The 25,847-nt window shown below is 70.1% G+C and carries 21 protein-coding genes; 10 read left to right on the top strand and 11 right to left on the bottom strand.

Annotated features, from left to right (window positions below; all coding sequences use genetic code 11):
* Positions 1–8 precede the first annotated feature (8 nt).
* The 9 genes from uvrC to QRO03_RS15195 all read left to right on the top strand — a co-directional run bounded on the left by uvrC (position 9) and on the right by QRO03_RS15195 (position 8,624).
* Entirely contained in the window at positions 9–1,934 is a 1,926-nt protein-coding gene (gene uvrC / locus QRO03_RS15235; RefSeq protein WP_285138347.1) for an excinuclease ABC subunit UvrC, read from the top strand.
* Between the two features lie 30 nt (positions 1,935–1,964).
* Positions 1,965–2,843, top strand: coding sequence for an RNase adapter RapZ (gene rapZ / locus QRO03_RS15230; protein ID WP_285138333.1), 879 nt, complete (start codon positions 1,965–1,967; stop codon positions 2,841–2,843).
* 40 nt (positions 2,844–2,883) lie between these two features.
* Positions 2,884–3,861 (top strand): DNA-binding protein WhiA, encoded by a 978-nt coding sequence (gene whiA, locus QRO03_RS15225; protein WP_285138332.1) that lies wholly within the window; start codon positions 2,884–2,886, stop codon positions 3,859–3,861.
* A gap of 275 nt (positions 3,862–4,136) precedes the next feature.
* Positions 4,137–4,763, top strand: coding sequence for a superoxide dismutase (locus QRO03_RS15220; RefSeq protein ID WP_183419476.1), 627 nt, complete (start codon positions 4,137–4,139; stop codon positions 4,761–4,763).
* 103 nt (positions 4,764–4,866) lie between these two features.
* Positions 4,867–5,877 (top strand): type I glyceraldehyde-3-phosphate dehydrogenase, encoded by a 1,011-nt coding sequence (gap, locus tag QRO03_RS15215; protein ID WP_055955199.1) that lies wholly within the window; start codon positions 4,867–4,869, stop codon positions 5,875–5,877.
* A gap of 6 nt (positions 5,878–5,883) precedes the next feature.
* On the top strand, positions 5,884–7,098 hold the full coding sequence (locus QRO03_RS15210; RefSeq protein ID WP_285138331.1) for a phosphoglycerate kinase: 1,215 nt from the start codon (positions 5,884–5,886) through the stop codon (positions 7,096–7,098).
* The gene (gene tpiA / locus QRO03_RS15205) at positions 7,089–7,907 is read left to right on the top strand and encodes a triose-phosphate isomerase (RefSeq protein ID WP_285138330.1); all 819 of its coding nucleotides are present in this window, start codon (positions 7,089–7,091) and stop codon (positions 7,905–7,907) included. The genes QRO03_RS15210 and tpiA overlap by 10 nt, the downstream gene beginning before the upstream one ends.
* Positions 7,908–8,020: 113 nt before the next feature.
* A complete protein-coding gene (gene secG / locus QRO03_RS15200) occupies positions 8,021–8,269 on the top strand; it encodes a preprotein translocase subunit SecG (protein ID WP_055955190.1) in 249 nt (82 codons plus the stop codon).
* Between the two features lies 1 nt (position 8,270).
* Positions 8,271–8,624: an RNA polymerase-binding protein RbpA gene (locus QRO03_RS15195; RefSeq protein ID WP_055955187.1), complete on the top strand. Its 354-nt coding sequence runs from the start codon at positions 8,271–8,273 to the stop codon at positions 8,622–8,624.
* Positions 8,625–8,685: 61 nt separating this feature from the next.
* On the opposite strand, the gene QRO03_RS15190 is transcribed toward QRO03_RS15195, so the two are convergent.
* The 4 genes from QRO03_RS15190 to QRO03_RS15175 are packed head-to-tail and all read right to left on the bottom strand — an operon-like array spanning position 8,686 to position 13,284.
* Positions 8,686–9,435 (bottom strand): hypothetical protein, encoded by a 750-nt coding sequence (locus QRO03_RS15190; RefSeq protein ID WP_285138329.1) that lies wholly within the window; start codon positions 9,433–9,435, stop codon positions 8,686–8,688.
* Complete coding sequence (locus tag QRO03_RS15185; RefSeq protein ID WP_285138328.1) at positions 9,432–10,904, bottom strand: polysaccharide deacetylase family protein; 1,473 nt, start codon at positions 10,902–10,904, stop codon at positions 9,432–9,434. Before QRO03_RS15185 ends, QRO03_RS15190 begins: the two co-directional genes overlap by 4 nt.
* Positions 10,904–11,959: an NAD-dependent epimerase/dehydratase family protein gene (locus QRO03_RS15180; protein ID WP_285138327.1), complete on the bottom strand. Its 1,056-nt coding sequence runs from the start codon at positions 11,957–11,959 to the stop codon at positions 10,904–10,906. Before QRO03_RS15180 ends, QRO03_RS15185 begins: the two co-directional genes overlap by 1 nt.
* A complete protein-coding gene (locus tag QRO03_RS15175) occupies positions 11,956–13,284 on the bottom strand; it encodes a nucleotide sugar dehydrogenase (protein WP_285138326.1) in 1,329 nt (442 codons plus the stop codon). Before QRO03_RS15175 ends, QRO03_RS15180 begins: the two co-directional genes overlap by 4 nt.
* A gap of 292 nt (positions 13,285–13,576) precedes the next feature.
* On the opposite strand from QRO03_RS15175, the gene QRO03_RS15170 reads away from it, so the two are divergent.
* Positions 13,577–14,854 carry a glycosyltransferase family 2 protein gene (locus tag QRO03_RS15170; RefSeq protein WP_285138325.1) on the top strand — a complete coding sequence of 426 codons (1,278 nt, stop codon included), beginning with the start codon at positions 13,577–13,579 and terminating at the stop codon, positions 14,852–14,854.
* A 52-nt stretch (positions 14,855–14,906) separates the two neighbouring features.
* Here QRO03_RS15170 and QRO03_RS15165 read toward each other — a convergent pair whose 3' ends face one another.
* From QRO03_RS15165 to tkt, 7 genes are all read right to left on the bottom strand, one after another.
* Positions 14,907–17,438, bottom strand: a complete 2,532-nt coding sequence (locus QRO03_RS15165) for a helix-turn-helix transcriptional regulator (RefSeq protein ID WP_285138323.1) — start codon at positions 17,436–17,438, stop codon at positions 14,907–14,909.
* Between the two features lie 184 nt (positions 17,439–17,622).
* Positions 17,623–18,414: a 6-phosphogluconolactonase gene (gene pgl / locus QRO03_RS15160; protein WP_285138346.1), complete on the bottom strand. Its 792-nt coding sequence runs from the start codon at positions 18,412–18,414 to the stop codon at positions 17,623–17,625.
* On the bottom strand, positions 18,408–19,355 hold the full coding sequence (locus QRO03_RS15155; protein WP_285138322.1) for a glucose-6-phosphate dehydrogenase assembly protein OpcA: 948 nt from the start codon (positions 19,353–19,355) through the stop codon (positions 18,408–18,410). Before QRO03_RS15155 ends, pgl begins: the two co-directional genes overlap by 7 nt.
* A complete protein-coding gene (gene zwf / locus QRO03_RS15150; protein ID WP_285138321.1) occupies positions 19,352–20,902 on the bottom strand; it encodes a glucose-6-phosphate dehydrogenase in 1,551 nt (516 codons plus the stop codon). Before zwf ends, QRO03_RS15155 begins: the two co-directional genes overlap by 4 nt.
* Before the next feature lie 3 nt (positions 20,903–20,905).
* Positions 20,906–22,534, bottom strand: a complete 1,629-nt coding sequence (locus QRO03_RS15145; protein WP_285138320.1) for a phosphoglucose isomerase-related protein — start codon at positions 22,532–22,534, stop codon at positions 20,906–20,908.
* Positions 22,531–23,652, bottom strand: coding sequence for a transaldolase (gene tal / locus QRO03_RS15140; RefSeq protein ID WP_285138319.1), 1,122 nt, complete (start codon positions 23,650–23,652; stop codon positions 22,531–22,533). The genes QRO03_RS15145 and tal overlap by 4 nt, the downstream gene beginning before the upstream one ends.
* A gap of 18 nt (positions 23,653–23,670) precedes the next feature.
* On the bottom strand, positions 23,671–25,770 hold the full coding sequence (tkt, locus tag QRO03_RS15135) for a transketolase (protein WP_285138345.1): 2,100 nt from the start codon (positions 25,768–25,770) through the stop codon (positions 23,671–23,673).
* Positions 25,771–25,847: the final 77 nt, after the last annotated feature.

Genomic DNA, 25,847 nt, shown 5'->3' with positions numbered 1-25,847 from the left:
GAGAACGGATGTCGCAGCTGCCCTACCGCCCCAAGGCCGGAGAGATCCCCACCAATCCGGGGGTCTACCGCTTCCGGGATGCCGAGGGGCGGGTGCTGTACGTCGGCAAGGCCAAGAACCTCAGGGCGCGACTGTCGAACTACTTCGCACCGCTGTACTCGCTGCACGAGCGCACGCGTCGCATGGTGACCACCGCTGCGAGCGTCGAGTGGACGGTCGTGCCCAGCGACGTCGACTCGCTCCAGCTGGAGTACATGTGGATCAAGGAGTTCGATCCGCCGTTCAACGTGCGCTACCGCGACGACAAGTCCTACCCCTTCATGGCGATCACCCTCGCCGATGAGGCGCCGCGGGTGATCGTAACGCGCAACCACAAGATCCGCGGCGCGAAGTACTTCGGCCCGTATCCCAAGGTGTGGGCGGTGCACGACACGATCGACCTGATGATCAAGGTCTTCCCGATCCGCACGTGCAGCGATTCCTCCTACAAGAAGGCGATGGCCTCGGGGCGTCCGTGCTTCCCGGGGCAGATCGGTCGCTGCGGCGGTCCGTGCTCGATGAAGGTGACGATCGACGAGCACCGGGCCGTGGTGAACGACTTCATCGCCTTCATGTCGGGCGGTGACCAGCGCTTCGCCCGCGATCTGACCGCGCGCATGAAAGAGGCCTCGGCCGCCATGGATTACGAGTCGGCCGCCCACTACCGCGACCGTCTGCAGGCCATCGACGCCGTGCTCGGAAAGAGCGCCCTGGTACTGGCCTCCGACACCGACGCCGACCTGTTCGGCATCGCCGAGGACGAGCTCGCCGCGACCGTGCAGCACTTCGTCGTGCGCGGCGGCCGCGTGCGCGGTGTGCGGGCGACGACGATCGAGAAAGAGATCGACATCTCGGGCGCCGAACTCGTCGACCAGGTCCTGCAGCGCACCTACGGCGATGCGGATGCCGCCGACATCCCGCGGCAGGTGCTCGTGCCCGAACTCCCCGACGACGCCGAGCAGCTGGAGGCGTGGCTGCGCGAGCGTCGCGGGCGCCCGGTCACCCTGCAGGTCGCCCAGCGCGGACGCAAGTCCGACCTGCTCAAGACCGCCACGCTGAACGCGCAACAGGCGCTGATGCTGCACAAGACGCGCCGCACCAGCGACTACGTCGCCCGCTCGCAGGCCCTGACCGATCTGCAGGAGGCGCTCGGCATGACCGAGGCGCCGCTGCGCATCGAATGCTTCGACGTGTCGCACCTCTCGGGCACCAACGTCGTGGCGTCCATGGTCGTCTTCGAAGACGGATTGCCGCGCAAAGACCAGTACCGCTCGTTCGGCGTCGCCGAGACCACCGACGACACCGACTCGATGTATCAGGTGCTGACGCGACGGCTCGCCTACCTCGACCGCCCCGAAGAGATCGAGCCCGAAACGGTCGGGGGAGCGATCATCGCCGACCCCGACTCCGATCAGGCCACTGCCGGCGGAGAGGTCGTCACCGCACGCAAACGTCCGCGCTTCGCCTACCGGCCCCAACTGCTCGTCGTCGACGGCGGCCAGCCGCAGGTCGCGGCGGCGGCCCGAGCGCTCGCCGACGCCGGGCACGAGGAGATCGCGCTGTGCGGCATAGCGAAGCGACTCGAAGAGGTGTGGCTGCCGGGGGAGGACTACCCGGTGATCCTGCCGCGCACCTCGGAGGCGCTCTACCTGCTGCAGCGCCTGCGCGACGAGGCCCACCGCTTCGCCATCGTGCACCAGCGCAAGAGACGCAAGCGCGACATCACCAGCGTGCTCACGGAGGTCCCCGGGCTCGGCGACACCCGCATCAAGGCGCTGCTCCGGCACTTCGGGTCGGTCTCGGCGCTGAAAGACGCCAGTCCCGACGAGATCACGGCTCTTCCCGGGATCGGTCCGGCCCTCGCCGAGGCGATCCACTCGCACCTGGCTCGGTAGGCTGTGACCACACGACGGGAGGCGACGCCCATGGAGCCCGCACGCGACGAGCCAGGTGAGGTGCTGATCGTCACCGGCATGTCGGGGGCGGGGCGGTCCACCGTTGCCAACGCCCTCGAAGACCTCGACTGGTACGTCGTCGACAACCTGCCGCCCCAGATGCTGCGGCCCTTGCTCGAACTGACCGAGCTCGCGGGCGGTGCGGTACCCCGAGTGGCGGTCGTGGTCGACGTGCGAGGGCGATCGCTGTTCAGCGACCTGCCCGAGGCGATGCGCTCCCTGCAGGCGGGTCGTCAGGTGCGCGTCGTCTTCCTGGATGCCAGCGACGCGGTGCTCGTGCGCCGGTTCGAGGCCGTGCGCCGACCGCATCCCCTGCAGGGCGACGGCACCATCCTCGACGGCATCCGGCGCGAACGCGAACGCCTCGCGCCGTTGCGGGAGGCCGCCGACGTGGTGATCGACACGTCGGGGCTGAACGTGCACCAGCTGTCGCTGCGCACCGTGGCGCTGTTCGGCGAAGAGGGGGCCGCGCGCCACACGGTCACCCTCATGAGCTTCGGTTTCAAGTACGGGCTGCCGCCCGACGTCGACCTGGTCGCCGACATGCGCTTCCTGCCGAATCCGTTCTGGAACGAGGACCTCCGCCCGCTCACGGGCGAAGACCCCCGAGTGCGGGAATACGTGCTGGGCCAAGCGGGGGCGTCGGAGTTCCTCGACGCCTACGCGGCGGCACTGCGACCGGTGCTGGACGGCTACCAGCGCGAGAACAAGCGGCACTCGGTCGTGGCGGTGGGCTGCACCGGTGGCAAGCATCGCTCGGTGGTGATGGCGCGGGAACTGGCTGCACGTCTGGCCGATGTTCCCGGGGTGGCCGTGCGCGTGGCTCATCGCGACCTCGGTCGCGAGTAGGCTGTACCGTCGTCCCCGCCGCCCCCACCCGAGGAGAACCGTGCCGCTGACCGCCGACGTGAAGGCCGAACTCATCACCGTTCGCGACCCGCGCCCGACCGCGCGCGTCGCCGAGCTCACGGCCCTCCTGCGCTTCTCCGGTGGTCTGCACTCCATCGCCAACCGCGTCGCCGTCGAGGCCGAACTCGACTCGGACGTCCTCGCGCGCCGCGTCGCACGCGACCTCATGGAGCTGTACGGCGTGCGTCCCGAACTGCATCACGTGCAGGGTTCCGGGGGCCGCACCGGGGGGCACTACGCCGTGCGCGTCATCGAGGCCGGCGAGACCCTCGCACGCCAGACGGGACTGCTCGATCAGCGGCGCCGCCCCGTGCGCGGTCTTCCCAACAAACTGACCACGGGCTCGCGACCCGACCTCAGCGCCATCTGGCGTGGCGCGTTCCTGGCGAGCGGCTCGTTGAGCGACCCGGGCCGGTCCGCGGCGCTGGAGATCTCGTGCCCGTCGTCCGAGGCCGCGATGGCCCTCGTCGGCGCCGGTCACCGTATCGGCATCCCCGCCAAGGCCCGCGAGGTGCGCGGCGTTCCCCGCGTCGTGGTGCGCGACGGCGAGGCGATCCGCGGCGCGCTGTACGAGATGGGTGCCCGCCGTACCGCGGGGGAGTGGGACCAGATGCGTCAGCGCCGCGAGGTGCGCGCCGGCGTCAACCGTCTCGTCAACTTCGACGACGCCAACCTCCGCCGCTCGGCCCAGGCCGCCGTGGCCGCATGCGCCCGGGTGGAGCGCGCGCTCGAGATCCTCGGCGACGAGGTCCCCGACCACCTGCAGCAGGCCGGCGAGCTGCGCCTGGCGCACCGCGACGCGAGCCTCGACGAGCTCGGACACCACGCCGACCCGCCCCTCACGAAGGACGCGGTGGCGGGTCGTATCCGCCGCCTGCTGGCGATGGCCGACAAAAAGGCCGAGGTCGAGGGCATCCCGGGCACCGAGGCCGCCGTGCCGATGGGCGCCGAGGACTGAGAGCTCCCGGATGCCATGACCTACGGCATCCGCGCCGCTTCCCGCCGGAGTCGGCGGGCTCTGCCGACGACGGAGAGCTTTGGGCTGCCACGGCCCCGGCATCCGATCCGCTTCCGCCCGATGCGGCGGTCGATACCCCCCGTCATCCAGGGAAGCAACCCTGGGGGTCGGGCGTTGCCCATCAATAGGATGAAGACGTCACCCTCGCTGCGCGGTTCCTCGCACGTCGTCTCGGCGGAGAGGTCCCGGCGGCGCCCGATTCGGAAGTTGAGATCATGGCGAAGTACACGCTGCCCGAACTGCCCTACGACTACTCGGCCCTGGAGCCGCACATCAGTGCGACCATCATGGAGCTGCACCACAGCAAGCACCACCAGACCTACGTCAACGGCGCGAACACCACCCTCGACCTGCTCGCCGAAGCGCGTGAGAAGGGCGATTTCGCCAACATCAACCGCCTGCAGAAGGACCTCGCGTTCAACCTCGGCGGCCACACGAACCACTCGATCTTCTGGACGAACCTCTCGCCCAACGGTGGCGACAAGCCCACCGGCGACCTCGAGTCGGCCATCGACGACCAGTTCGGCTCGTTCGACGCGTTCCGCGCGCAGTTCACCGCCGCCGCCCTCGGCGTGCAGGGGTCGGGATGGGCGGGTCTGTTCTGGGACTCGATCGGCGAGAACCTCGTGATCCAGCAGTTCTTCGACCAGCAGGGCCAGATCGTCGCGGGCACCGTGCCGATCCTGCTGCTCGACGTCTGGGAGCACGCGTACTACCTCGACTACAAGAACGTGCGCGCCGACTACGTCAAGGCGTTCTGGAACATCGCGAACTGGGCCGACGCCCAGCAGCGCTTCGCCGCCGCCCGTGAGAAGACCGCGGGTCTGCTGGTACTGTCGTAAACGGCGTGGGCGTCCCGGTGGGCACCCCGCCGGGACGCCGTTGTCCGCCAGCGAACACCGCAATCACGCGCATATCGCGCACAACTGATTCAGGAGAAATTCCGTGACCGTCAAGATCGGAATCAACGGCTTCGGCCGTATCGGACGCAACTACCTCCGCGCGGCTCTCGCGCAGGGGGCCGACCTCGAAATCGTGGCGGTGAACGACCTCACCGACAACAAGTCGCTGGCGCACCTCCTCAAGTACGACTCCGTCGGCGGCGTGCTGACCGAGGACGTCTCGTACACCGCAGACTCCATCACCGTCGGCGACAAGACCATCAAGGTCTTCGAAGAGCGCGACCCCGCCAACCTCCCCTGGGGCGAGCTGGGCGTCGACATCGTCATCGAGTCGACCGGTCGCTTCACCAAGGCGGAGGACGCCAAGAAGCACATCACGGGTGGTGCCAAGAAGGTGCTCATCTCGGCTCCCGCCACGGGTGACGACGCGACCATCGTCATGGGCGTCAACGAAGAGACCTACAACCCCGAGACCGACGTCATCATCTCGAACGCGTCGTGCACCACGAACTGCCTCGCGCCGCTGGCCCAGGTCTTCGAGGAGGCGTTCGGCATCGAGCGCGGCTTCATGATGACCGCGCACGCGTACACCGCCGACCAGAACCTGCAGGACGGCCCGCACAGCGACCTCCGTCGTGCCCGCGGTGCGGCGATCAACATCGTCCCCGCCTCGACCGGTGCGGCCAAGGCCATCGGCCTGGTCCTGCCCGAGCTCAACGGCAAGCTCAGCGGCTCGTCGTACCGCGTTCCGGTGCCCACCGGCTCGATCGTCGACCTCACCATCATCACGCCCACCGACGGTCTGACCGTCGACCAGGTCAACGAGGTCTACAAGAAGGCCGCCGCCGAGGGTCGCCTCAACGGCATCCTGCAGTACACCGAGGACCCGATCGTCTCGAGCGACATCCAGGGCAACCCGCACTCGTCGATCTTCGACGCCGAGCTCACCAACGTCAGCGGCAACCTGGTCAAGGTCTCGTCGTGGTACGACAACGAGTGGGGTTACTCCAACCGCCTCGTCGACCTCACCGAGTACGTCGCCGAGCGCCTGTAACCCTTCATGGCTCTGCGCACCCTCGATTCGCTGGGGTCGCTCGCCGGCACGCGCGTCATCGTCCGTTGTGATCTGAACGTCCCCCTCAAGGACGGCGTCATCACGGACGATGGCCGCGTGCGCGCGTCGCTGCCGACTCTCAACGCACTGATCAACGCCGGCGCGCGTGTGGTCGTGTGCTCGCACCTGGGCCGCCCCGACGGGGCGCCCGACCCGAAGTATTCGCTCGAGCCGGTCGCGCAGCGCCTCTCCGAGCTTCTCGGCCAGCCGGTCGCGTTCGCGCGCGACACGGTCGGCGAGTCGGCTCAGGATGCCGTCGGCTCGCTCGAGAACGGCGAGGTCGCCGTCATCGAGAACCTCCGCTTCAACGCGGGGGAGACCTCGAAGGACGAGTCCGAGCGCCAGGCCTTCGCGCGGGAGCTCGCCGGTCTCGGCGACGCCCTCGTGTCCGACGGCTTCGGCGTCGTGCACCGCAAGCAGGCGAGCGTCTACGACCTCGCGCAGCTCGTGCCCTCGGCCGCGGGCCTGCTGATCCAGAAGGAACTCGAGGTCCTCGACCGTCTGACCGAGAACCCCGAGCGCCCCTACACGGTCGTGCTCGGCGGATCGAAGGTCAGCGACAAGCTCGGCGTCATCGAGCACCTGCTTCCCCGCGTGGACAAGCTCCTCGTCGGTGGCGGCATGATGTTCACCTTCCTCGTCGCCGAGGGGTACAAGGTCGGATCGAGCCTGCTCGAGAAGGACCAGATCGACACCGTCAAGGGCTACCTCGCCACGGCGAAGGAGCGCGGTGTCGAGATCGTCCTCCCCGTCGATGCCGTCGTCGCGGCATCGTTCTCGGCAGACGCCGAGCACGTCGTCGCCGACGCCCAGGCCCTGGAGGACACCGACTTCGGTGCGTCCGGACTCGGCCTCGACATCGGACCCCGCACGGCCGAGATCTTCGCCGACGCGATCCGCGGCTCGCGCACCGTCTTCTGGAACGGCCCGATGGGCGTGTTCGAGATGAAGGCGTTCGACGCCGGCACCAAGACCGTCGCCCAGGCGCTCACCGAGGTCGACGGCCTCAGTGTCGTCGGCGGCGGCGACTCCGCCGCGGCCGTGCGTCAGCTCGGTTTCGCGGACGAGGCGTTCGGCCACATCTCCACCGGTGGCGGCGCGAGCCTGGAGTTCCTCGAAGGCAAGAAGCTCCCCGGACTGGAGGTCCTCGGATGGGTGTAGTCAACACGGAATCGTCTGCTCCGCAGAACGGGCGGACGCCGCTGATCGCAGGCAACTGGAAGATGAACCTCGACCACCTGCAGGCGGTCGCGTTCGTCCAGAAGCTGCACTGGACGCTGAAGGAAGCGAAGCACGAGAAGGGCAGTGTCGAGGTCGCGGTGTTCCCGCCGTACACCGACCTGCGCACCGTGCAGACCCTCCTCGATGCCGACAAGATCGAATTCGCCCTCGGCGGGCAGGACCTCTCGGCCCACGACTCCGGTGCGTACACCGGTGAGATCTCGGGCCAGTTCCTCGCCAAGCTCGACGCGAAGTACGTCATCATCGGGCACTCCGAACGTCGTCAGTTCCACCACGAGACCGACGAGGTCATCGCGGCCAAGACGCAGGCCGCCCTGCGCCACGGCCTCGTGCCCGTGATCTGCGTCGGTGAGACCTCGGAGGACCTCGAGAAGTTCGGTGCCAGCGCCGTGCCCGTCGGGCAGCTCCAGGTCGCCCTCGAGGGCGTCTCGGCCGACGCCGACATCGTCGTCGCGTACGAGCCCGTGTGGGCCATCGGCTCCGGTCAGGCCGCGACGCCCGACCAGGCGCAGGAGGTCTGCGCGAAGCTCCGCGCGGTCGTCGCCGACAAGCTCGGTGCCGACGCCGCCGCCCGCACGCGCGTGCTGTACGGCGGTTCGGTGAAGTCGGGCAACATCGCCGGCTTCATGCGCGAGCCCGATGTGGACGGTGCCCTGGTGGGCGGTGCGAGCCTCGTCGTCGACGAGTTCGCGGCGATCATCCGGTTCCAGAAGCACGTCGGCGTCTGACGCCCAACGGATGCCCGCGGCGCCTCGCCGCGGGCATCCGTGCGTCCGCGCCCCCGCCCTCTATACTTGACGCTTGTGCGGTCGACCAGGCCGCGCGCGAAAGGCTTTCGACAGTGCAGATTCTCGAGTTCGTCCTGCAGGTGCTCCTGGGCGTCACCAGCCTCCTGCTGACCCTGCTCATCCTGCTCCACAAGGGTCGCGGCGGCGGTCTCTCCGACATGTTCGGCGGCGGCATGAGCTCCGCAATGGGGTCCTCCGGGCTCGCGGAGCGCAACCTCAACCGTTTCACGGTCGTGCTGGCCCTGACGTGGTTCGTCACCATCGTCGGCCTCGGCCTGCTGACCAAGTTCGCGGAGCTCTGACATGGCAACCGGAGGAAACGCGATCCGCGGCTCCCGCGTCGGAGCCGGCCCCATGGGCGAGCAGGACCACGGCTTCCACGCCGACCGCGTGGCCGTGTCGTACTGGGACGCCCTCGGCAACGAGACGGTGCGCTATTTCGCCGCGGGCATCCCCGACGACGAGATCCCCGAGACGATCGACTCCCCGCACTCGGGCCTCCCGGCCGGGCGCGACAAGGCGAACCCCCCGGCCCTGGCCAAGGCGGAGCCCTACAAGACCCACCTCGCGTACGTGAAGGAGCGTCGAAGCGACGAAGAAGCCGCTTCCCTCCTCGACGACGCGTTGCAGCAGCTGCGCGAGCGCCGCGGTCAGTGACCATCGAGAGGGCCGGATGCCATGGCATCCGGCCCTCCGTCGTTCTCGCGGCCGCTCCCGCCTACCGGACCGGTGAGTCGGTGACCATTCGCGTCCACGGTCCCGCCGGGACGTCGCCGTCGTCGATGAACGCCCAATCGACCCGATCGTCCTCGCCGTCAAGCTCGGCGAAGCCGAGGCACCCGTTGAGCGCCGGCGAGACGTCGAGACCGGCGCCGTTGAAGCGGGTGTTGGCGGGGCGTCGGTCGTCTTCGCCGAACACGTAGTCGGCGTCGTGGTATTCACCGGGTCCGGCATCCTGGATCTGTCCGTAACAGACGTGCCCGTCCTTCTGCAGCACGACCCAGCGGTTCTTCATCAGGCTGACGGTGGGGTCGTCCACAGACGACGCGAAGGCGGAGTCACGGGCCCACGGCACGACCTCGCCGCGGAGGGCGAACCCCTCGGGATCGTTGACGTCGTCGAAGGGCAGGTCGAGATAGAACGGGTTCTGCCGCGGTGTCATCCGGGTGGGGAAGAAGTCGGTGTCCGCCGTCCGCGACTCCGTGCGGCACACGTCGCCCGTGTCGATGCCGTCGCATCCGCCGTACGCGGCGAGCCAGTCGCTGTCGTACGTCGACACGCGTTGGCTGCCGTCGGAAGCCGAAGGGTCGAACACCTCGCCCACCCAGAACGTCGTCGCCACGATCCCGGTGTGCCAGGGGTAGCCGGTGTCGGGACGGGACGACGCGGTCGGCGCGCACGCGCACAGGCCGGTGGCGACGACCACCGCGAGGGTGATCGCCGCCGCCGGCCTCGGCCGCGAGGTCATCCGGTCGTGGCCTCGGTGGGCTGAAACAGCTCGACCGGACCCTCGGGCGGCGCCACCGAGGTCGAGGAGGTCGACGAGGCAGGAGGCGTCGCCGCGCCGGCCGGGGCCAGCGGGGGAGCTCCGGTGCTGTCGTAGAGCTGCAGGTCATCGGTGCGCAGGGTGCCGTCGGCGAAGATCGTGAGGGCGAAGCTGATGCCGTCGTACCCCGCGGGGATCGCGGGTGTCGTCCAGTCGGCCTGCGTCCACTCCGTCGCCGACCCGAACCACGGGCTCGAGGTCCAGTACGACCACGCCCCGGTCGTGGAGCGCAGGTAGACCGCGAACTGGGTGACCCCGCTGGCGAGATACCACTCGCGGAGCGTGTACGTCCGCCCGGCCGTGACCGTCGGCGCGCACTGGCCCAGATCGAACTGAGGGAGGAGCTTCGCGTCACCGTCCACGTAGTTCGACATGGTGATGCCACTGGCGACCGAGCCCGTGTGCGCGGGGATCCCGGTGCTGAAGGTGGGGGAGTTGCTGCCGTAGCCGCCCCGCATCCAGCAATCGGGAGCGCCGACCTCGAGGCTGGGGTTCACGATGCCGTTGGTCGACCCCGTGGGCGCCGCCACGACCGGCCCGCTGACGAGCGGCTTGGCGGCGCCGCCGATGACGTCGCCGATCGTCCGCACGACGGTACCGGCGGCCTGCCGGGTCTTCAGCCACGCCACGAAGCTCGAGAACACACTCGGGGTGACCGCGAGGTCGCTGCACGCGTCGGCGCACACGTCGTGGAAGGTGTACTGGACCCACCCACCGCCGTTGCGCTCGGCATTCGTGACGCCGGCCTTCAGATCGTCGAGCGACCACGTGTCATCCACCTGATCCAGCGCCTTCAGCGCGTACCGGTCGGCGGGGCGCGGCGACTCGGCGTAGGCGCAGTCCGGGCAGCCGAAGCGACTGCGGATGTCGCCGAGCAGCCGGGCGCTGTTGTACCCGCACGCGGCGGCGGCCTTCTCGACGTCGGGCGTGCTCGAAGCGAAGGGGTAGGCGAAGCTGCGGACGGTGAACCCCCACGAGGTGAGGTTGCGACGGTCGGTGCAGATCTGGCGCTTCGCCTCGTCGACGCTCACCTGCGCGAGGTCGGGGTGGTTCACGGTGTGCCCGCCGATCTCGTGACCGGCGTTCTTCAGGGTCGTCAGGTCGGCTCGTGTCATGTGTCCCGTGGCGCCGATGAACCCCGAGGGCACGTAGAAGGTCGCCCGCATGCCGTTGGAGCGGAGGGCGGGGAGCGCCTGCAACTGGTTCGCGTTGGCGTCGTCGAACGTCAGACTCACGATCGTGCGGGTCGCGGCCTCGGCGGGGGGCGCGGGGGCCGCGACGACGAGAGCGCCGGCTGCCACCGCGAGCGCCGCCACGACGGCGACGCCGCGGCGGAGGGACGACCTCGAGGCGCGCGCCCCCTGCTGTCGGGGGACGTGCCCGCGGGGCATCACAACGCTCCCCGGAACGAGTCGACGCCGGCGAGCGGCATCGCATCCGACCCCAGCCGCTCCCGCGAGAGCAGGTCGGCGGCGACGCGCATGATCGTCGAGGTCAACGAGGTGCGCGGCTCGTAGCCGACGAGGTCGTTCGCCTTGGTGTTGTCGGGCACGCGACGGCGCATGTCCTCGAAGCCCGGCGCGTAGGCCTGGGCGTAGGGGACCAGCTCGATGTCGCTCCGGCTGTCGAGGGTGCGGATGACCTCGTGCGCGAGGTCGAGGATGGAGATCTCGCGCGCGCCCCCGAGGTTGTACGCCTGCCCGCGCGAGCGCGGGTCGCGCTCGATGAGGACCATCGCGGGGACGACGTCCTCGACGGCGGAGAAGCAGCGCGTCTGCAGACCGTCGCCGAAGACGGTCAACGGCTGGCCGCGCAACGCCTGTCCGACGAGGTTCGGCAGCACCATTCCATAACGGCCCGTCTGACGCGGCCCGACGGTGTTGAACAGCCGCACGATCGAGACGTCCAAGCCCTCCTCGTCGCAGTACGCCTTCGCGAACGCCTCGTCGATGCCCTTCGCGCCGGCGTACGTCCAGCGCGACAGGAGCGGGTCGCCGAGGATCCGGTCGGAGTCCTCGCGCAGGCGGTCGGCGGTGTTCTTGCCGTACACCTCGCTCGTCGACACCATGAGCACGGACGCGCGCCGCTCGATGGCGGCGGTGAGGACGTTCTCGGTGCCGTGGATGTTGACCCGCAGGCCACGCAGGGGTTGCTCGACGATGAGTTTGACGCCCACCGCCGCCGCCAGATGGAAGACGCGGTCGCATCCCTGCATCGCCTCGCCCACCGTCAGCGTGTTGAGGATCGAGCCGTGGATCATCGTCAGCCGCGGGTGGTCCGCGACGCCGGCGAGGTTGCGGGCGGTTCCGGTGGAGAGGTCGTCGAGGACGACGACCTCATCGCCGAGACCGAGCAGGTGCTCGACGAGATGGCTGCCGACGAAACCGGCACCTCCCGTGACGAGCGACCGCGTGGCGGCGCGGCCGGGGAAGACCTGCACGCTCACAGCAGCACCCGTCCGGCGATGTCGGCGCTGCGGTACGTGCCGTCGACGACGACCGTGTCGGCGTCCAGCCACGACAGATCGCTGTCGTGGTGGCGCGTGTGCACGAGCACCACATCGGGCTCGAACCCGGCCGGATCGGCGAGGGAATCGCGCTCGCGCCCCGACCCGAGGTGGATGTGCGCGGCATGCGTGTCGACGTACTGCACCTCGGCGCCGAGGTCGACGAGCAGGTCGATGATCTCCAGAGCCGGCGACTCGCGGAGGTCGGCGACGTCGGGTTTGTAGGTCACCCCGACCACGAGCACCCGCGCCCCGAGGGTGCCCTTACCCGCCTTCCCGAGCACGTCGCGGATCCGCTCGACCACACGACGCGGACGCGCCGCGATGCGCGTCATCGCCTCGGTGATGACGCCGGCATCCACGTGCAGCGCCTTGAGCTGCCACAGCAGGTAGTGCGGGTCGCACGGGATGCAGTGACCCCCGACGCCCGGCCCGGGGTAGAACGCCATGAATCCGTACGGCTTCGTGCTCGCCGCCTCGATGACCTCGGTGACGGGGACGTCGAGGGCCCCGCAGATGTCGGCGAACTCGTTCGCGAGGGCGATGTTGACCGCGCGGAACGTGTTCTCGAGCAGCTTCGTCATCTCGGCGGTCGCCAGGCTCGACACGCGGTGCACGCGCGCGGCGTACCGGGAGAGCAGGCGCGCGCCCTCCTCCTCGCACTGCGGAGTCGCCCCGCCCACCACGCGGGGGACGACCTCCTGGGCGAAACCGACGTTGCCGGGGTCGATGCGCTCGGCGCTGAAGGTCACGAACACGTCGCGGCCGATCTGCATCCCGCGGTCGCGAAGGGGCTGCTCGATCAGGTCGTGGGTGCATCCGACGTAGGTCGTGGAGGTGAGCATGATCAGCTGGCCGGGGCGTGCGGCGGCGACGACGGTGGCGCAGGCCGCGCGGAGCGGGCCGAGATCGGGAACCTGCCGTTCGTCGACGGGGGTGGGAACGCACACGACGATGGCGGCGGCGCGGCGGAGTTCGTGGATATCGCCGGTCAGCCGGAAGCCCTGGGGCGCACGCAGCGCGATGTCGAGCCGTTCGCGGTCCGAGTCGATGAGGTCGGCTCCCCGGGCGGCGATCGTCCGCAGTCGGCGCGACGAGACGTCGAGCGCGAGCACGCGCGAGCCGCTCGCGTGGTGGGCGAGGGCCGTCGGCAGACCGACGTATCCGAGACCCACGATGGCGACGTCGAAATCGAACGGAGCGTCGGCCGGCGCGGGTGGGAGGGGAGCCTGGAACAGGTCCGCCCGGATATCGAGTGTGGACATCATCATCCTCCAGAAACGGTGCGTGAAGCGATCGGGTGTCGGCGTCGACCCCTCGCTCACCCTGAGCCGCTGCGGAGGCGACGGTCAAGGAACGGGCGGCGATCATGCGGGTCGCCGCGCACCGCACCCGATCATGCGGGAAACCGCATCCGGCGTGCGGGCCTTCACGCGGCGACGGTGGCCGTCGCGGCGTACGGTCGAGCGCGAGCGAAGGGGATGCCATGTCTCGATCGGTCATCGACGCGCCGACCACAGCCACGTCCGCCGCGCGAACGCCCGCGGGGTGGTGCGCGTGACCCTCGTTGTGGTGCTCGTCGTCGTGATCTGCACGATCGGACTCTCGACCGCGGTGTGGGGGATTGCCGCCCTCTGCCGACTCGCCGCCGAGGGCCGCACCGACAGCCCCCTGCTGTCGCCGTCGATGTTCTTCCGTCCCGACGAGGTGGCGGTGCTGATCGCCGCGCACGACGAGCAACTCGTGATCGCGGACGCCGTCCGCGCCGCACGCGCCCTCGTGCCGGCGGCGAACGTCTTCGTGGTCTCGGATGGCTCGAACGACGAGACGGCGGCGCGCGCTCGGGAAGCCGGCGCCACGGCGTGGGACCTCGTCCCCAATCGGGGGAAGGCGGGCGCGATCCGCGCCGGTCTCGCCCACTTCCGCATCCCGGAACGCTTCCCGCTGCTGCTCCTGCTCGACGCCGACTCGCGGCCGCGGCCGGACTATCTCCGCACCGGCCTGCCGCTGTTCACCGACGAGGGGGTGGTGGCCGTCGCGGGGCGGGCGACGACGGCCCCGGATGCCGGGACCCGGGGGATGGGCCGGGTCCTCACGTCCTACCGGGAACGCACCTACGTCTGCACGCAGTACCTCCACAAGTTCGGGCAGGCGGCGCGCGCGACCGATGCGGTCGCCATCGTGCCGGGGTTCGCGAGCATGTACCGCACCGACGTGCTCGACCGCATCGACATCGACGCGCCCGGTCTGTCGATCGAGGACTTCAACATGACGTTCGAGGTGCACGCGAAACGCCTCGGTCGCATCGCATTCCACCCCGCGTGCGCGGTGGCCGAGACCCAGGACCCCGCCCTCTTCCGCGACTACTCCGCGCAGATGCGGAGGTGGAGTCTGGGCTTCTGGCAGACGGTACGGCGCCACGGTCCGCGCCGGGGCCTGTTCTGGGCGTCCGTCGGCGTGTTCGCAGTGGAGACGGTGGTCTCCAGCCTCGTGCTCACCGCGATGGTGCCGGTGCTCGTTGTGGCCGCCCTTGCGACGATGGCGAGCGCGATGCTCACCGGGGAGGCCGCGACCGTGGCGGCGACCGTGGCGGCGGTGTTGCCGATCGGTCCGTTGGCCGCGGCGTTCCTTGCGGCGGATGCCGCGATGACGGTGTTCGCGTGCGCCGTCACCGGTACACGGCCGCGCGGCTGGATGCTCCTGTTCCCCCTGCTGCGGGTGTGGGATGCGGTCCTGTGCCTCCGCGCCCTCGTCGCCGCGCTCGGCCGCCCCTCCTCCGATGGTCGCTGGCGCAGTCCCGACCGCCGTGCGGCGCTCTCACCCGTCTCGCCCTGACGCTGACCCTTTTGGCATCCGTCGATCCGACGTCGTCCCCCGCACCGGGGCGTCAGGGCAGGGACGCGCCGTGCAGCAGCGCGACGAGGTGCACCCGCGAGGTCACGCCGAGCTTGCGGTAGATGCCCGTGAGACGCAGTTCGACGGTGCGGAGCGAGATGAAGAGCGCGGCCGCGATGTCGCGGTTGCGAAGCCCCTGACCCACCAGAGCGACGACGTCGCGCTCCTGGGGGGTGAGCGAGCGCCCTCGATCGGTGGGACGCGGCGTCGCCTGCAGCACCGGACGACCGGTGGTCGGCAGACAGCGTTCCCGAGCCGCGCGCAGACGGAGGCGCTCGATCGGCGGATCGTCCGTGCGCCAGATCGCCTCCGCCTCGCGGAATGCGGCGGCGCCGTCCCGATCGCTGCGGCAGACTGCGCGCGAGCGCGCCACCGCGAGCGTCGTCCACCGACGGGGTGTGCGCACGGATGCCGCTTCGAGGCGGACGAGGATGCGGCGCGCGTCCGCGCGGTGACCGCTCAACCAGAGCGCCTCCACGAGGTCGGCGTCGGCGCGCAACAGGGACGGATCCTCGCAGGGCACGGCTTCCCGGGCGGCCTCGAGGGAGGCGACCGCGTCGTCGAAACGTCCCTCCGCGAGAGCGGACCCGCCCTCGATGACGGCGAACCACGGCAACGGCGTCGGTGTGCCCTCCCGTCGACAGAGATCGCGCCCGTGACGCACGAGATCACCGGCGCCAGGCCCCAGCGGATCGAGCGCCGCCGCCCCCGCGAGGACGAGGACGTCGGCCAGCTCGGAGGTGCGGCCGGGGACCCACTCGCGCCGCCACGCGGCGACGGCCTCGCGCGCCGCGACCGGATCGCCGCCGCGCACCTCCGTCGTCACCAGCAGGCTCCGCAACTGATCGCGCCAGTACGGCTGCGGGCGCGGCCGGCGCCCGAGCAGCGTCAGAATGCGTCGTCGGACGGCGGGGTACTGCTCCCGCAGCACGGCGGTGTACAGCGCGAGGATCTCCTGCTCGATCGGGGCGTCTCCGTCCTCCGCCCCGGCCGGGAGCCCGGTGTCGACGGTGACCGGAACGAGGACGTCGTCGCCCAGCTCCTCGAGGAGGCGGGCGAGCAACGTCGTCTCGGTCGAGGCGATGCCCCGCTCGGCCGACAGGACGACCAGTTCGTGGGCCCGCTCGGTCTCCCCCCGCCACAGATGCAGCCGCGCACTCTCGCACAGCAGTCGTTCCGCGGCGCGCGGGTCGTCGGTCTGCGCGGCGACGCGCAGCATCGTGTCGTCGACGATCTGGTCGGCCGCGGTCGTCGCCCGCAACCAGGCCAGTGCCGCCCGGGTGCGCACGTCGGGGTCGGTCGGGGCCCCGGCGCGTCGGAGGTAGTGCCGGCCCCGCACGTCGTGCCCCTGCATCACGAGGGCCTCACCGAGGTCGACGAGGTGCCGGCATCGTGAGGCCTCATCGACGCGGCCGGCCAGCGCCCGCTCCGCGAACTCGACCGCCGCCGACGGTTCCCCCGCACGGGCGAGATCCACCGCCGCGACCAGAAGGCGTTCACGATCGGCATCCGGCTCTGCGTGACTCCGATGCCAGAGGAAGGTCGCAGGATACTTCTCCCCGTGCTCCTCGGCCGCCTGGGCGTGCAGCCGTGACCTGTCGTCGGCGGAGAGCGCCGCGAGCCGACGCAGACGCAGCGCGGGATCCGCGATGCGTGCCAGCTCCCCGTGGACGGCGACCAGACCCGCGTCGATCAGTGCGTCCACCTCGACACCGAGAGCCGCGGCCACCGCGCGCAGGCGGTCGTGCCCGAAGACGGGACCGACGCACAGGAGGTCCAAGACCGCGGCGATGCGGGGATCGTGCACCCCCCGTCCCCCGCGTTTGCGGTCGTCGGAGTCGTCGTCCACGAGGCGGAGGGGGAGTGGCAGTGGATCGTCGCCCAGAGCCTCGCACGGGGTGAGACGCACGCGGGACAGGATGCCGGGATCCCCTCCGACCGATCCCGCCACGGTGTACAGCACCGCGAGAGACGCCCCCGAGCCGAGGACCACGCGTCCGAGGTCGAGCGACTCCTCGAACGACAGCCGTTCGAGGCGGGAGTGCCGCATGCCGGCGAAGTCATGCCGCCGGTCGGCGGCACCGGCGGTCGCCACGACGCTGAGGCCGGTGCCCCGCAGACGACCGAAGACGTAGGACAGCACCGTGATGCTCGCCCCGTCCATCTGGTCGAGGTCGTCGATGATGACGACGTCGGGCTCGTCGTGCACGAGGTGCAGGGTGCGGCTCAGTTCCTCGGCGAGGAGGTGTTCGGGCCAGTCCCGGCCGCGCGCGAGGACGGCGTTGACGGCGTTACGACGCTCGCCGCCGAGGCCCGCGGCGAGGGCGGAGAGCCCCGAGAACGGCCACAGGCGCTCGTTCGGGCTCGCCGTGACGACGACCGCCCCATGCTGCCCCGCGATCTCGCGGGCGAGAGCGGACTTGCCGATGCCGACCTCTCCGATGAAAAGGCATCCTGATCCCCCTGTGGTCCCGATGACGTCTTCCGCGATGCGTTTCTCGCGCGCACGACCGACAAATGGCATCCCACGTCCCAACTGCGTCGTCCGGAGCCGGAGATCACTCTCACGGGCCGGAACAGGATGCCCCCCGCTCGAAGGCTAAGTCGCGATTCGGGCAAAGGCAAGGGGGGTACGACGCGAGACCGTAACGATGAAACGACGAGGACCGGATGCCGACGGCATCCGGCCCTCGTGTGCGCGCGAACGCTCAGTACTCGCGGTCGATGAGCTGCGGCGGCACCTGATCGGCCGCCACCTCGTCGACGAAGAACGCCGTGCGACGGCGCCCCTTGGCCCCCGCGGCCGGAACGCTCTGGTAGCTCGCCCCGGCCAGGGCGAGTCCGAGGGCTGCGGCCTTGTCGGCGCCGGCGATGACCATCCACACGCGCTTGGAGCTGTTGATGACGGGACGCGTGAGCGAGACCCGTTCGCTCGGCGGCTTGGGGGACTCCCGTACGGGCACGGTCGCGCGGTCGGTCACCGAGATCTCGGGGCGATCGGGGAACAGCGAAGCGATGTGCGCGTCGGGGCCGACGCCGAGGAAGCAGATGTCGAACGACGGCCACGGGCCCGTTTCGCTGCGATCCGACGGAGCGAACTGCGCGAGCTCGTCGGCGTACGCGATCGCCGCAGTGTCGAGATCGACCCCGTCTTCGCTGGAGGCCACGGCGTGGATGTTCTCGGCCGGAACGGCGATGTGGTCGAGGAACGCCTCGCGCGCCTGCTTCTCGTTGCGGTCACCGCTGTCGCGCGGCACGAAGCGCTCGTCGCCGAACCAGAAGTGCACGAGCGACCAGTCGATGTCGGCCACGCGCTCGTCGCGCGCGGCGGTGCGAAGGACCGCCCCGCCCATCGTGCCGCCGGTGAGGCAGATGTGCATGCGCTTGCCCTCGGCGACGCGCTTGACGATGCGGTTGACGAATCGGGTGGCGACGTACTCGGCGAGGGCGTCGGCGTCGCGCTTGATGATGACGCGCTTCGCCGAACCGTCGCTCACGATGCGCTCTTCTCGTTCGCGGCGTGCAGCAGATCATGTCCGTCGGTGATCACACGACCGTAGAGCAGGTCGGGGTCGAGCCGGCGCAACTCCTCGGCCAGACACTCGCGGAGCGTGCGACGCGGGAAGGCGAGATCGTGCGTGGGCTGCCCGGGCTGGCGGAGGATCGCGACCCCCGCCTCGGGACGCTCGAGCAGCGTGTCGCCGCTCTCGCGGGTGAGGCGCACGGACTTGATGCCGCTCGCCCACTCGTCGGCCGGGAGGTAGGCGTAGTCGACGGGGGCGTCGAGCCTCATGCCCAGCCACGCTGCGAGCAGCGACGTCGAGGGGGAGTCGGCGGCGCCGCGCACCTCGATCGCGGTGACCGGCTCGTAGGGAGGCTGATCGAGCACCGCCGCCAGCTGCTCACGCCAGCGCGTGAGTCGCGTCCACGCGAAGTCGGTGTCGCCGGGGGCGTAGTGCTCGCCGAGCTCGGCCACCCACGCGGCGGGATCGGCCTGCGACGAGGCGTCGGTGATGCGGCGCTGCGCGATGCGGCCGATGGCCGAGCGCGACGGGTTCGCGGGAGCCTCGGCGGGCCACCACGCGACGACCGGGGCGTCGGGGAGCAGCAGACCCGTGACGAGGCTCTCGGCGTTGGAGCCGGCAGCGCCGTGGGCGCGCAGGACCACTACCTCGCTGGCGCCGGCGTCGCCGCCGACGCGGATCTGGGCGTCGAGGCGGGGCTCTTCGTCTTCGTCGCCGAACAGCACGGCGATGACCCGCATCGGGTGCTCGCGCGATGCGTCGTTCGCGGCCTCGATGACCTCTTCTTCGGCGCCGTGGTGCGTGACGATGATGAGCGTCAGCACGCGGCCGAGGGCGACGGCGCCGCCCTCTTCGCGCACGCTGACGAGCTTCTTCGAGATCGCGCTGACGGTGGTGTCGGGCAGGTCGATGATCACGGGCGCCTCCAGGTGCGGCCGTCGCGGGCGAGGAGTTCGTCGGCGGATGCCGGCCCCCACGATCCGGGCGAATACTGTTCGAGCGGACCGCCCTCCGCGGCCCAGAACTCCTCGATCGGGTCGAGGATCTTCCAGCTGAGCTCGACCTCTTCGTGCCGCGGGAACAGCGGAGGGTCGCCGAGCAGCACGTCGAGGATGAGGCGCTCGTACGCTTCGGGGCTCGCCTCGGTGAAGGCGTGGCCGTATCCGAAGTCCATCGTCACGTCGCGCACCTGCGTGCCGTCGCCGGGGACTTTCGAGCCGAAGCGGATGGTGACGCCCTCGTCGGGCTGCACGCGGATGACGAGCGCGTTCTGTCCGAGCTCCTGCGTCTGGCTGCGCGAGAACAGCTGCTGCGGAGCCCGCTTGAACACCACGGCGACCTCGGTCACGCGGCGTCCCAGACGCTTGCCGCTGCGGACGTAGAACGGCACCCCCGACCAGCGGCGGGTGTTGATCTCGAGCTTGATCGCCGCGTAGGTCTCGGTGACCGACTCGGGGTTCATGCCGTCTTCCTCGAGGAAGCCCAGCACCTCTTCGCCGCCCTGCCAGCCGCCCGCGTACTGCCCGCGAGCCGTGGACTCGGCGAGGTTCTCGGGCAGGCGTACCGCGGCGAGGACCTTCTCCTTCTCGGCACGGAGGTCGGCGGCGTTGAAGCTGATGGGCTCCTCCATCGCCGTGAGCGCCAGCAACTGCAGGAGGTGGTTCTGGATGACGTCGCGCGCCGCGCCGATGCCGTCGTAGTAGCCCGCACGGCCGCCCACACCGATGTCCTCGGCCATGGTGATCTGCACGTGGTCGACGTAGTTGCGGTTCCAGATCGGCTCGTACAGCTCGTTGGCGAATCGCAGCGCCAGGATGTTCTGCACGGTCTCTTTGCCGAGGTAGTGGTCGATGCGGAAGATCGAGTCGGCGGGGAAGGCGCTCTCGACGACCTCGTTCAACTCGCGCGCCGAGGCCAGGTCGTGGCCGAAGGGCTTCTCGATGACGACGCGGCGCCAGCCGCTGGTCTTGTGACCGCCGTCACCCACCAGACCGGATGCCTTCAGCTGCGTCGTGACGAGGGGGAAGGCCTTCGGCGGGATCGAGAGGTAGTAAGCGTGGTTGCCCATGGTGCCGCGTTCGGTGTCGAGCTTGTCGACCGTCGCGCGCAGGCGCTGGAACGCTTCAGGGTCGTCGAACTCGCCCTGGACGAAGCGGATCCCCTCCAGCAGCTCTTTCCACGTCTCCTCGCGGAACTCGGTACGGGCGTACTTCTTGACCGAGTCGTAGACGACCTCGGCGAAGTCCTGGTCCTTCCAGTCGCGGCGCGCGAAGCCCACCAGGGCGAAACCCGGGGGGAGCAGACCGCGGTTGGCGAGGTCGTAGACCGCCGGCATGAGCTTTTTGCGCGACAGGTCGCCGGTGACGCCGAAGATCACCAGGGCGCTGGGCCCGGCGATCCGGCTCAAACGGCGATCCTCGGGATCGCGCAGGGGATTGTGACCCGGTGTGATCTCTACGACCATGACTTACTGTGCCGCCTCGAAGAGTGAGAGCACTTCGACCTGCGGGTCGGTCAGCGTCAGCGTGACGACGGGACGGCCATGCGGCGCCTCCGCCAGCACGCTCGCGTCTCCCGCGGCCTGTGCCTGGATGAGTTGTCCGAACGTGAACGGTCGACCGGGGATCTCGAGGTCGACGTCGGTGCGTTCGAGGATCTGGAGGAACACGCCGGCGGCGGGTCCTCCCTTGTGGTACTGGCCCGTGGAGTGGAGGAAGCGGGGACCCCAGCCGAAGGTGGTGGGGCGACCGCAGTCCGCGGCCACGAGTTCGCGCAGGCCTGCGAGCTGCGCGAGCTCGAGGCGGTTCACGTAGGCCTGGATGCTGAGGTAGCCGTCGGCGGTGACCCGTTCGTACAGGGCCGCCAGCACGCCGGCGACGGTGCCGCTGGCCGCGAGAGCGGGGTCGGAGACCCGGACTTCCACGCCGCCGTCGACGAACGCCGGGGCGGTGGGGGCCGGCTGCGCCTGCAGCAGACCGCGGGTGGCGTCCTTCGCCGATTCGACGTCGGGCTGGTCGAACGGATCGATACCGAGCATGCTGCCGGCGATCGCGGTCGCGTACTCCCAAACGACGAACTGGGCGCCCAGCGACCCGCTCACCAATACTTCGTCGGTGTGACGCTCGAAGAGGTGGAACGCGGTGGCGTCGTCGACGAACCGGACGACCTGCAGGTCGTCGGGGCGCGAGTCGAGCTCGGGCGAGACGGGCAGCAGCACCACGGGAAGGATGCCGGAGCCGTCCTTGCCCGTCGACTCCGCGACGAGCTGCTCGATCCAGTCGGGCAGGCCCACGATGTGGCTGCCGTCGGTGACCAGCCCGAGCTTGTCGCGGCGCAGGGCGCCACCGCCGGCGATCGCGGCGGCGAGGACCAGCGCCGGGTTCTCGGGGGAGTCGATCGCGACCTCGAGGAGCGTGGCATCCGCCTCGTCGAGGAGGTCGTCGATGTCGACGCCAGCGAGTCCCGTCGGCACCAGGCCGAACGCAGTGAGAGCGGAATAGCGTCCGCCCACCTCGGGGTCGGCGGTGAAGACCCGATAGCCGTCGGCTCGCGCCGACTGCTCCAGCAGCGAGCCGGGATCCGTCACCACGACGATGCGCTCGGCCGGATCGATGCCGAGGTCGCGGAAGGCGGCCTCGAAGGCGCGCTTGGCGGAGTCGGTCTCGATCGTCGAACCGGATTTGCTCGAGACCACCAGGACGGTCTGGGCGAGACCGCCCGACTCGGCGTCGCCGTCGATCGCGGCGAGCACCTGTCCGGGAGAGGTCGAATCGAGGATGACCAGCGGAACACCGGCCGTCTGGGCGATGACCTCGGGCGCCAGCGACGAACCGCCCATCCCCGCGAGAACGACGCGGGTCACGCCCTGCGCGACGAGCTCGTCGCGCAGGGCCGTGATCTCGGGCACGAGCGGGCGCGAGACGGAGACCGCCCGCACCCACCCGAGCCGACGGGATGCCTCGTCTTCGGCGGCCGGGCCCCACAGGCTCGCGTCGCCGGCGGTGATGCCCGACGCGATCAGCGAGCCGGTCAGGCCCGGCAGCTCGGCCGAGACGACCGAGCCGACGTGGCCCGTGACCTTGACCGCGAAGCTCACTTGGCGGCCTGGGCGCTTCCGGCCTCGAGGGCGGTCTTCACGGTGTCCTGCAGTTCGTGCCAGGAGGCGATGAACTTCTCGACGCCCTCGTCCTCGAGCGTCTGCGTCGCGTCGGCGACGTCGACGCCCGCGGCGGCGAGGCGGTCGAAGACCTCGTGCGCCTCGGCGTAGGCGCCGGTGATGGTGTCGCCGGTGATCACGCCGTGGTCGAACGTGGCCTCGAGCGTCTTCTCGGGCATCGTGTTCACGGTGCCGGCGGCGACGAGCTCGGTCACGTAAAGGGTGTCGGGCAGCGCCGGGTCCTTCACGCCGGTCGACGCCCACAGCGGGCGCTGCACGGTCGCGCCGGCGTCCAGCAGCTTCTTGGCGCGGTCCTCCGAGAACTTCTTCTCGAAGAGCTCGTAGGCCAGCCGCGCGTTGGCGATGCCCGCCTTGCCCTTGAGTGCTGCGGCTTCGTCGGTGCCGAGGGCGGCGAGACGCTTGTCGATCTCGGTGTCGACGCGCGAGACGAAGAACGACGCGACCGACTGCAGGGTCGAGATGTCGTGGCCGGCGGCCTGCGCCTTCTCGACACCGGCGAGGTAGGCGTCGATGACCTCCTCGTAGCGCTCGAGGCTGAAGATGAGCGTGACGTTGACCGAGATGCCCGCACCGATGACCTCGGTGATGGCGGGCAGGCCCGCCTTGGTCGCGGGGATCTTGATCAGCACGTTCTTGCGGTCGACGCGGGCCGAGAGGTCCTTGGCCTGCGCGACGGTGGCGTCGGTGTCGTGCGCGAGGTCGGGCGAGACCTCGATCGACACGCGGCCGTCGACACCGCCGGTGGCTTCGAACACGGGGAGGAAGATGTCGCACGCGTCACGGACGTCATCGGTGGTGATCGAGAAGATCGCCTCGTCGACATCGGCGCCGGCGGCGGCGAGTTCCTTGACCTGGCCCTCGTACGCTTCACCCTTCGACAGGGCTCCGGCGAAGATCGTGGGGTTGGTCGTCACGCCCGACACGTTGCGGGCGTTGATGAGCTCGGCGAGGTTGCCGGACTGGATCCGCTGACGCGACAGGTCGTCGAGCCAGATGCTGACGCCGGCGGCGGCGAGGTCTGCGGTGGGAGTGCTCATGTCGTTAATCTCCTCGGATTACTTCTTGGCCGCGGCGAGCGAGTCGCGCGCTGCCTCGACGACGGCCTCGGCCGTGATGCCGAACTTCTGGAACAGGGTCTTGTAGTCGGCCGACGCACCGAAGTGGTCGATCGCGACGGAGCGGCCGGCGTCGCCGACGATCCCCGCCCAGCTGAGGGCGGAGCCGGCCTCGACCGACACGCGCGCCTTCACCGACGCCGGCAGCACCGACTCGCGGTACGCCTCGTCCTGCTCGGCGAACCACTCCAGCGACGGAGCCGACACGACACGTGCGTGCACACCCTCGGCGGCGAGGGTCTCGCGCGCCTCGACGGCCAGCTGGACCTCGGAACCGGTCGCGATCAGGATGACGTCGGGCTCGCCGTTGGCGGCCTCGGCGAGCACGTACGCGCCCTTGACGGCGCCCTCGGCGGAAGCGAACTCCTCACCGGATGCCGCACCCTCGCCGCGCGCGAACACGGGGATGTTCTGGCGGGTCAGGGCGATGCCCGCGGGGCCGGCGGTGCGGCGCAGCAGCTCGAGCCACACGACGGAGGTCTCGTTGGCATCCGCGGGACGCACGAGGGCGAAGTTCGGGATGGCGCGGAGCGTCGCGAGCTGCTCGATCGGCTGGTGCGTCGGACCGTCTTCACCCAGGGCGACGGAGTCGTGCGTCCAGACGAAGATGGTCGGGATGTTCATCAGGGCGGCCAGACGCACCGGCGGGCGCATGTAGTCGCTGAAGATGAGGAACGTGCCGCCGAAGGGACGCGTGGGTCCGTGCAGCACGATGCCGTTGAGGATCGCGCCCATGGCGTGCTCGCGGATGCCGAAGTGCAGCACGCGCCCGTAGGGGTCGCCCGACCACTCGTGGGTCGACCACGACGAGGGGATGAAGGACTTGGCATCCTTGATCGTCGTCAGGTTGGACTCGGCGAGGTCGGCCGAACCGCCCCAGAGCTCGGGGAGCTCGGCGGCGAGTGCGTTGATGACCGTGCCGGAGGCGGCGCGGGTCGAAACGTCCTTGCCGGCTTCGAACGCCGGGAGCGCGTCGGCGATGTCGTCGGGCAGTTCGCGGGCCTGCAGGCGGTCCCACAGCTGCTTGCGCTCGGGGTGGGCCTCGGCCCAGGCGTCGAACTTCTCCTGCCAGGCGGCCTTCTCGGCCTCGCCGCGCTTCACGAGCTCGCGGGTGTGGGCGAGCACCTCGTCGTCGACGACGAAGTGCTGCTCGGGGTCGAAGCCGAGCACCTCCTTCGTGGCCTTGAGCTCGTCGGCGCCCAGGGCGGAGCCGTGGATCTTGCCGGAGTTCTGCTTGCCGGGCGAGGGCCAGCCGATGATCGTCTTGAGGATGATGAGCGAGGGCTTGCTCGTCTCGCCCTTCGCGGCCTCGAGGGCGCTGTGCAGCTCGGCGACGTCTTCGACGTACTGACCGGTCTTCTTCCAGTCGACCGTCTGCACGTGCCAGCCGTACGCCTCGTACCGCTTGGCGACGTCCTCGGTGAAGGCGACGTTGGTGTCGTCCTCGATCGAGATCTGGTTGGAGTCGTAGATGGCGATGAGGTTGCCGAGCTCCTGGTGGCCGGCGAGCGAGGAGGCCTCGCTGGTCACGCCCTCCTGAAGGTCGCCGTCACCGGCGATCACGTAGACGAAGTGGTCGAACGGGCTCTCGCCGGCCGGGGTCTCGGCGTCGAAGAGGCCGCGCTCGTAGCGGGCGGCGTAGGCGAAACCGACGGACGAGGCGAGGCCCTGACCGAGCGGTCCGGTGGTGATCTCGACACCGTCGGTGTGGCCGTACTCGGGGTGACCGGGGGTCAGGGAGCCCCAGGTGCGCAGCGCCTCGAGGTCCTTCTTCTCGAGGCCGAAGCCGCCGAGGTAGAGCTGTACGTACTGGGTCAACGACGAGTGACCCACCGAGAGGATGAAGCGGTCGCGTCCGGGCCAGTGCGTGTCGGCCGGGTCGTGGCGCAGCACCCGCTGGTACAGCAGGTACGCGGCCGGGGCCAGCGACATCGCGGTGCCGGGGTGACCGTTACCCACCTTCTCGACGGCATCCGCCGCCAGAATGCGGGCGGTGTCCACCGCGCGCCGATCGATTTCATCCCATTCGAAGTCCGACAAAACGGTGCCTCTCTCGATCTGCGCCCGTTCACGACCGACGTCCGCGCTCACCACCGTAGGAGTGGGAGGGGGGTGGG

Source organism: Microbacterium sp. lyk4-40-TSB-66 (assembly GCF_030209475.1).
GTDB lineage: Bacteria > Actinomycetota > Actinomycetes > Actinomycetales > Microbacteriaceae > Microbacterium.
The sequence above is the reverse complement of the archived record's forward strand: the minus strand, read 5'-3'. Positions and strand labels throughout refer to the sequence as shown.

Coding starts and splice junctions, on each gene's coding strand:
- tpiA (WP_285138330.1), top strand. CDS start 7,089: ATGGGTGTAGTCAACACGGAATCGTCTGCTCCGCAGAACGGGCGGACG.
- QRO03_RS15190 (WP_285138329.1), bottom strand. CDS start 9,435: ATGACCTCGCGGCCGAGGCCGGCGGCGGCGATCACCCTCGCGGTGGTC.
- zwf (WP_285138321.1), bottom strand. CDS start 20,902: ATGGTCGTAGAGATCACACCGGGTCACAATCCCCTGCGCGATCCCGAG.
- QRO03_RS15165 (WP_285138323.1), bottom strand. CDS start 17,438: ATGCCATTTGTCGGTCGTGCGCGCGAGAAACGCATCGCGGAAGACGTC.
- QRO03_RS15195 (WP_055955187.1), top strand. CDS start 8,271: ATGGCAACCGGAGGAAACGCGATCCGCGGCTCCCGCGTCGGAGCCGGC.
- QRO03_RS15210 (WP_285138331.1), top strand. CDS start 5,884: ATGGCTCTGCGCACCCTCGATTCGCTGGGGTCGCTCGCCGGCACGCGC.
- uvrC (WP_285138347.1), top strand. CDS start 9: ATGTCGCAGCTGCCCTACCGCCCCAAGGCCGGAGAGATCCCCACCAAT.
- tal (WP_285138319.1), bottom strand. CDS start 23,652: ATGAGCACTCCCACCGCAGACCTCGCCGCCGCCGGCGTCAGCATCTGG.
- QRO03_RS15220 (WP_183419476.1), top strand. CDS start 4,137: ATGGCGAAGTACACGCTGCCCGAACTGCCCTACGACTACTCGGCCCTG.
- rapZ (WP_285138333.1), top strand. CDS start 1,965: ATGGAGCCCGCACGCGACGAGCCAGGTGAGGTGCTGATCGTCACCGGC.
- QRO03_RS15175 (WP_285138326.1), bottom strand. CDS start 13,284: ATGTCCACACTCGATATCCGGGCGGACCTGTTCCAGGCTCCCCTCCCA.
- QRO03_RS15185 (WP_285138328.1), bottom strand. CDS start 10,904: ATGCCCCGCGGGCACGTCCCCCGACAGCAGGGGGCGCGCGCCTCGAGG.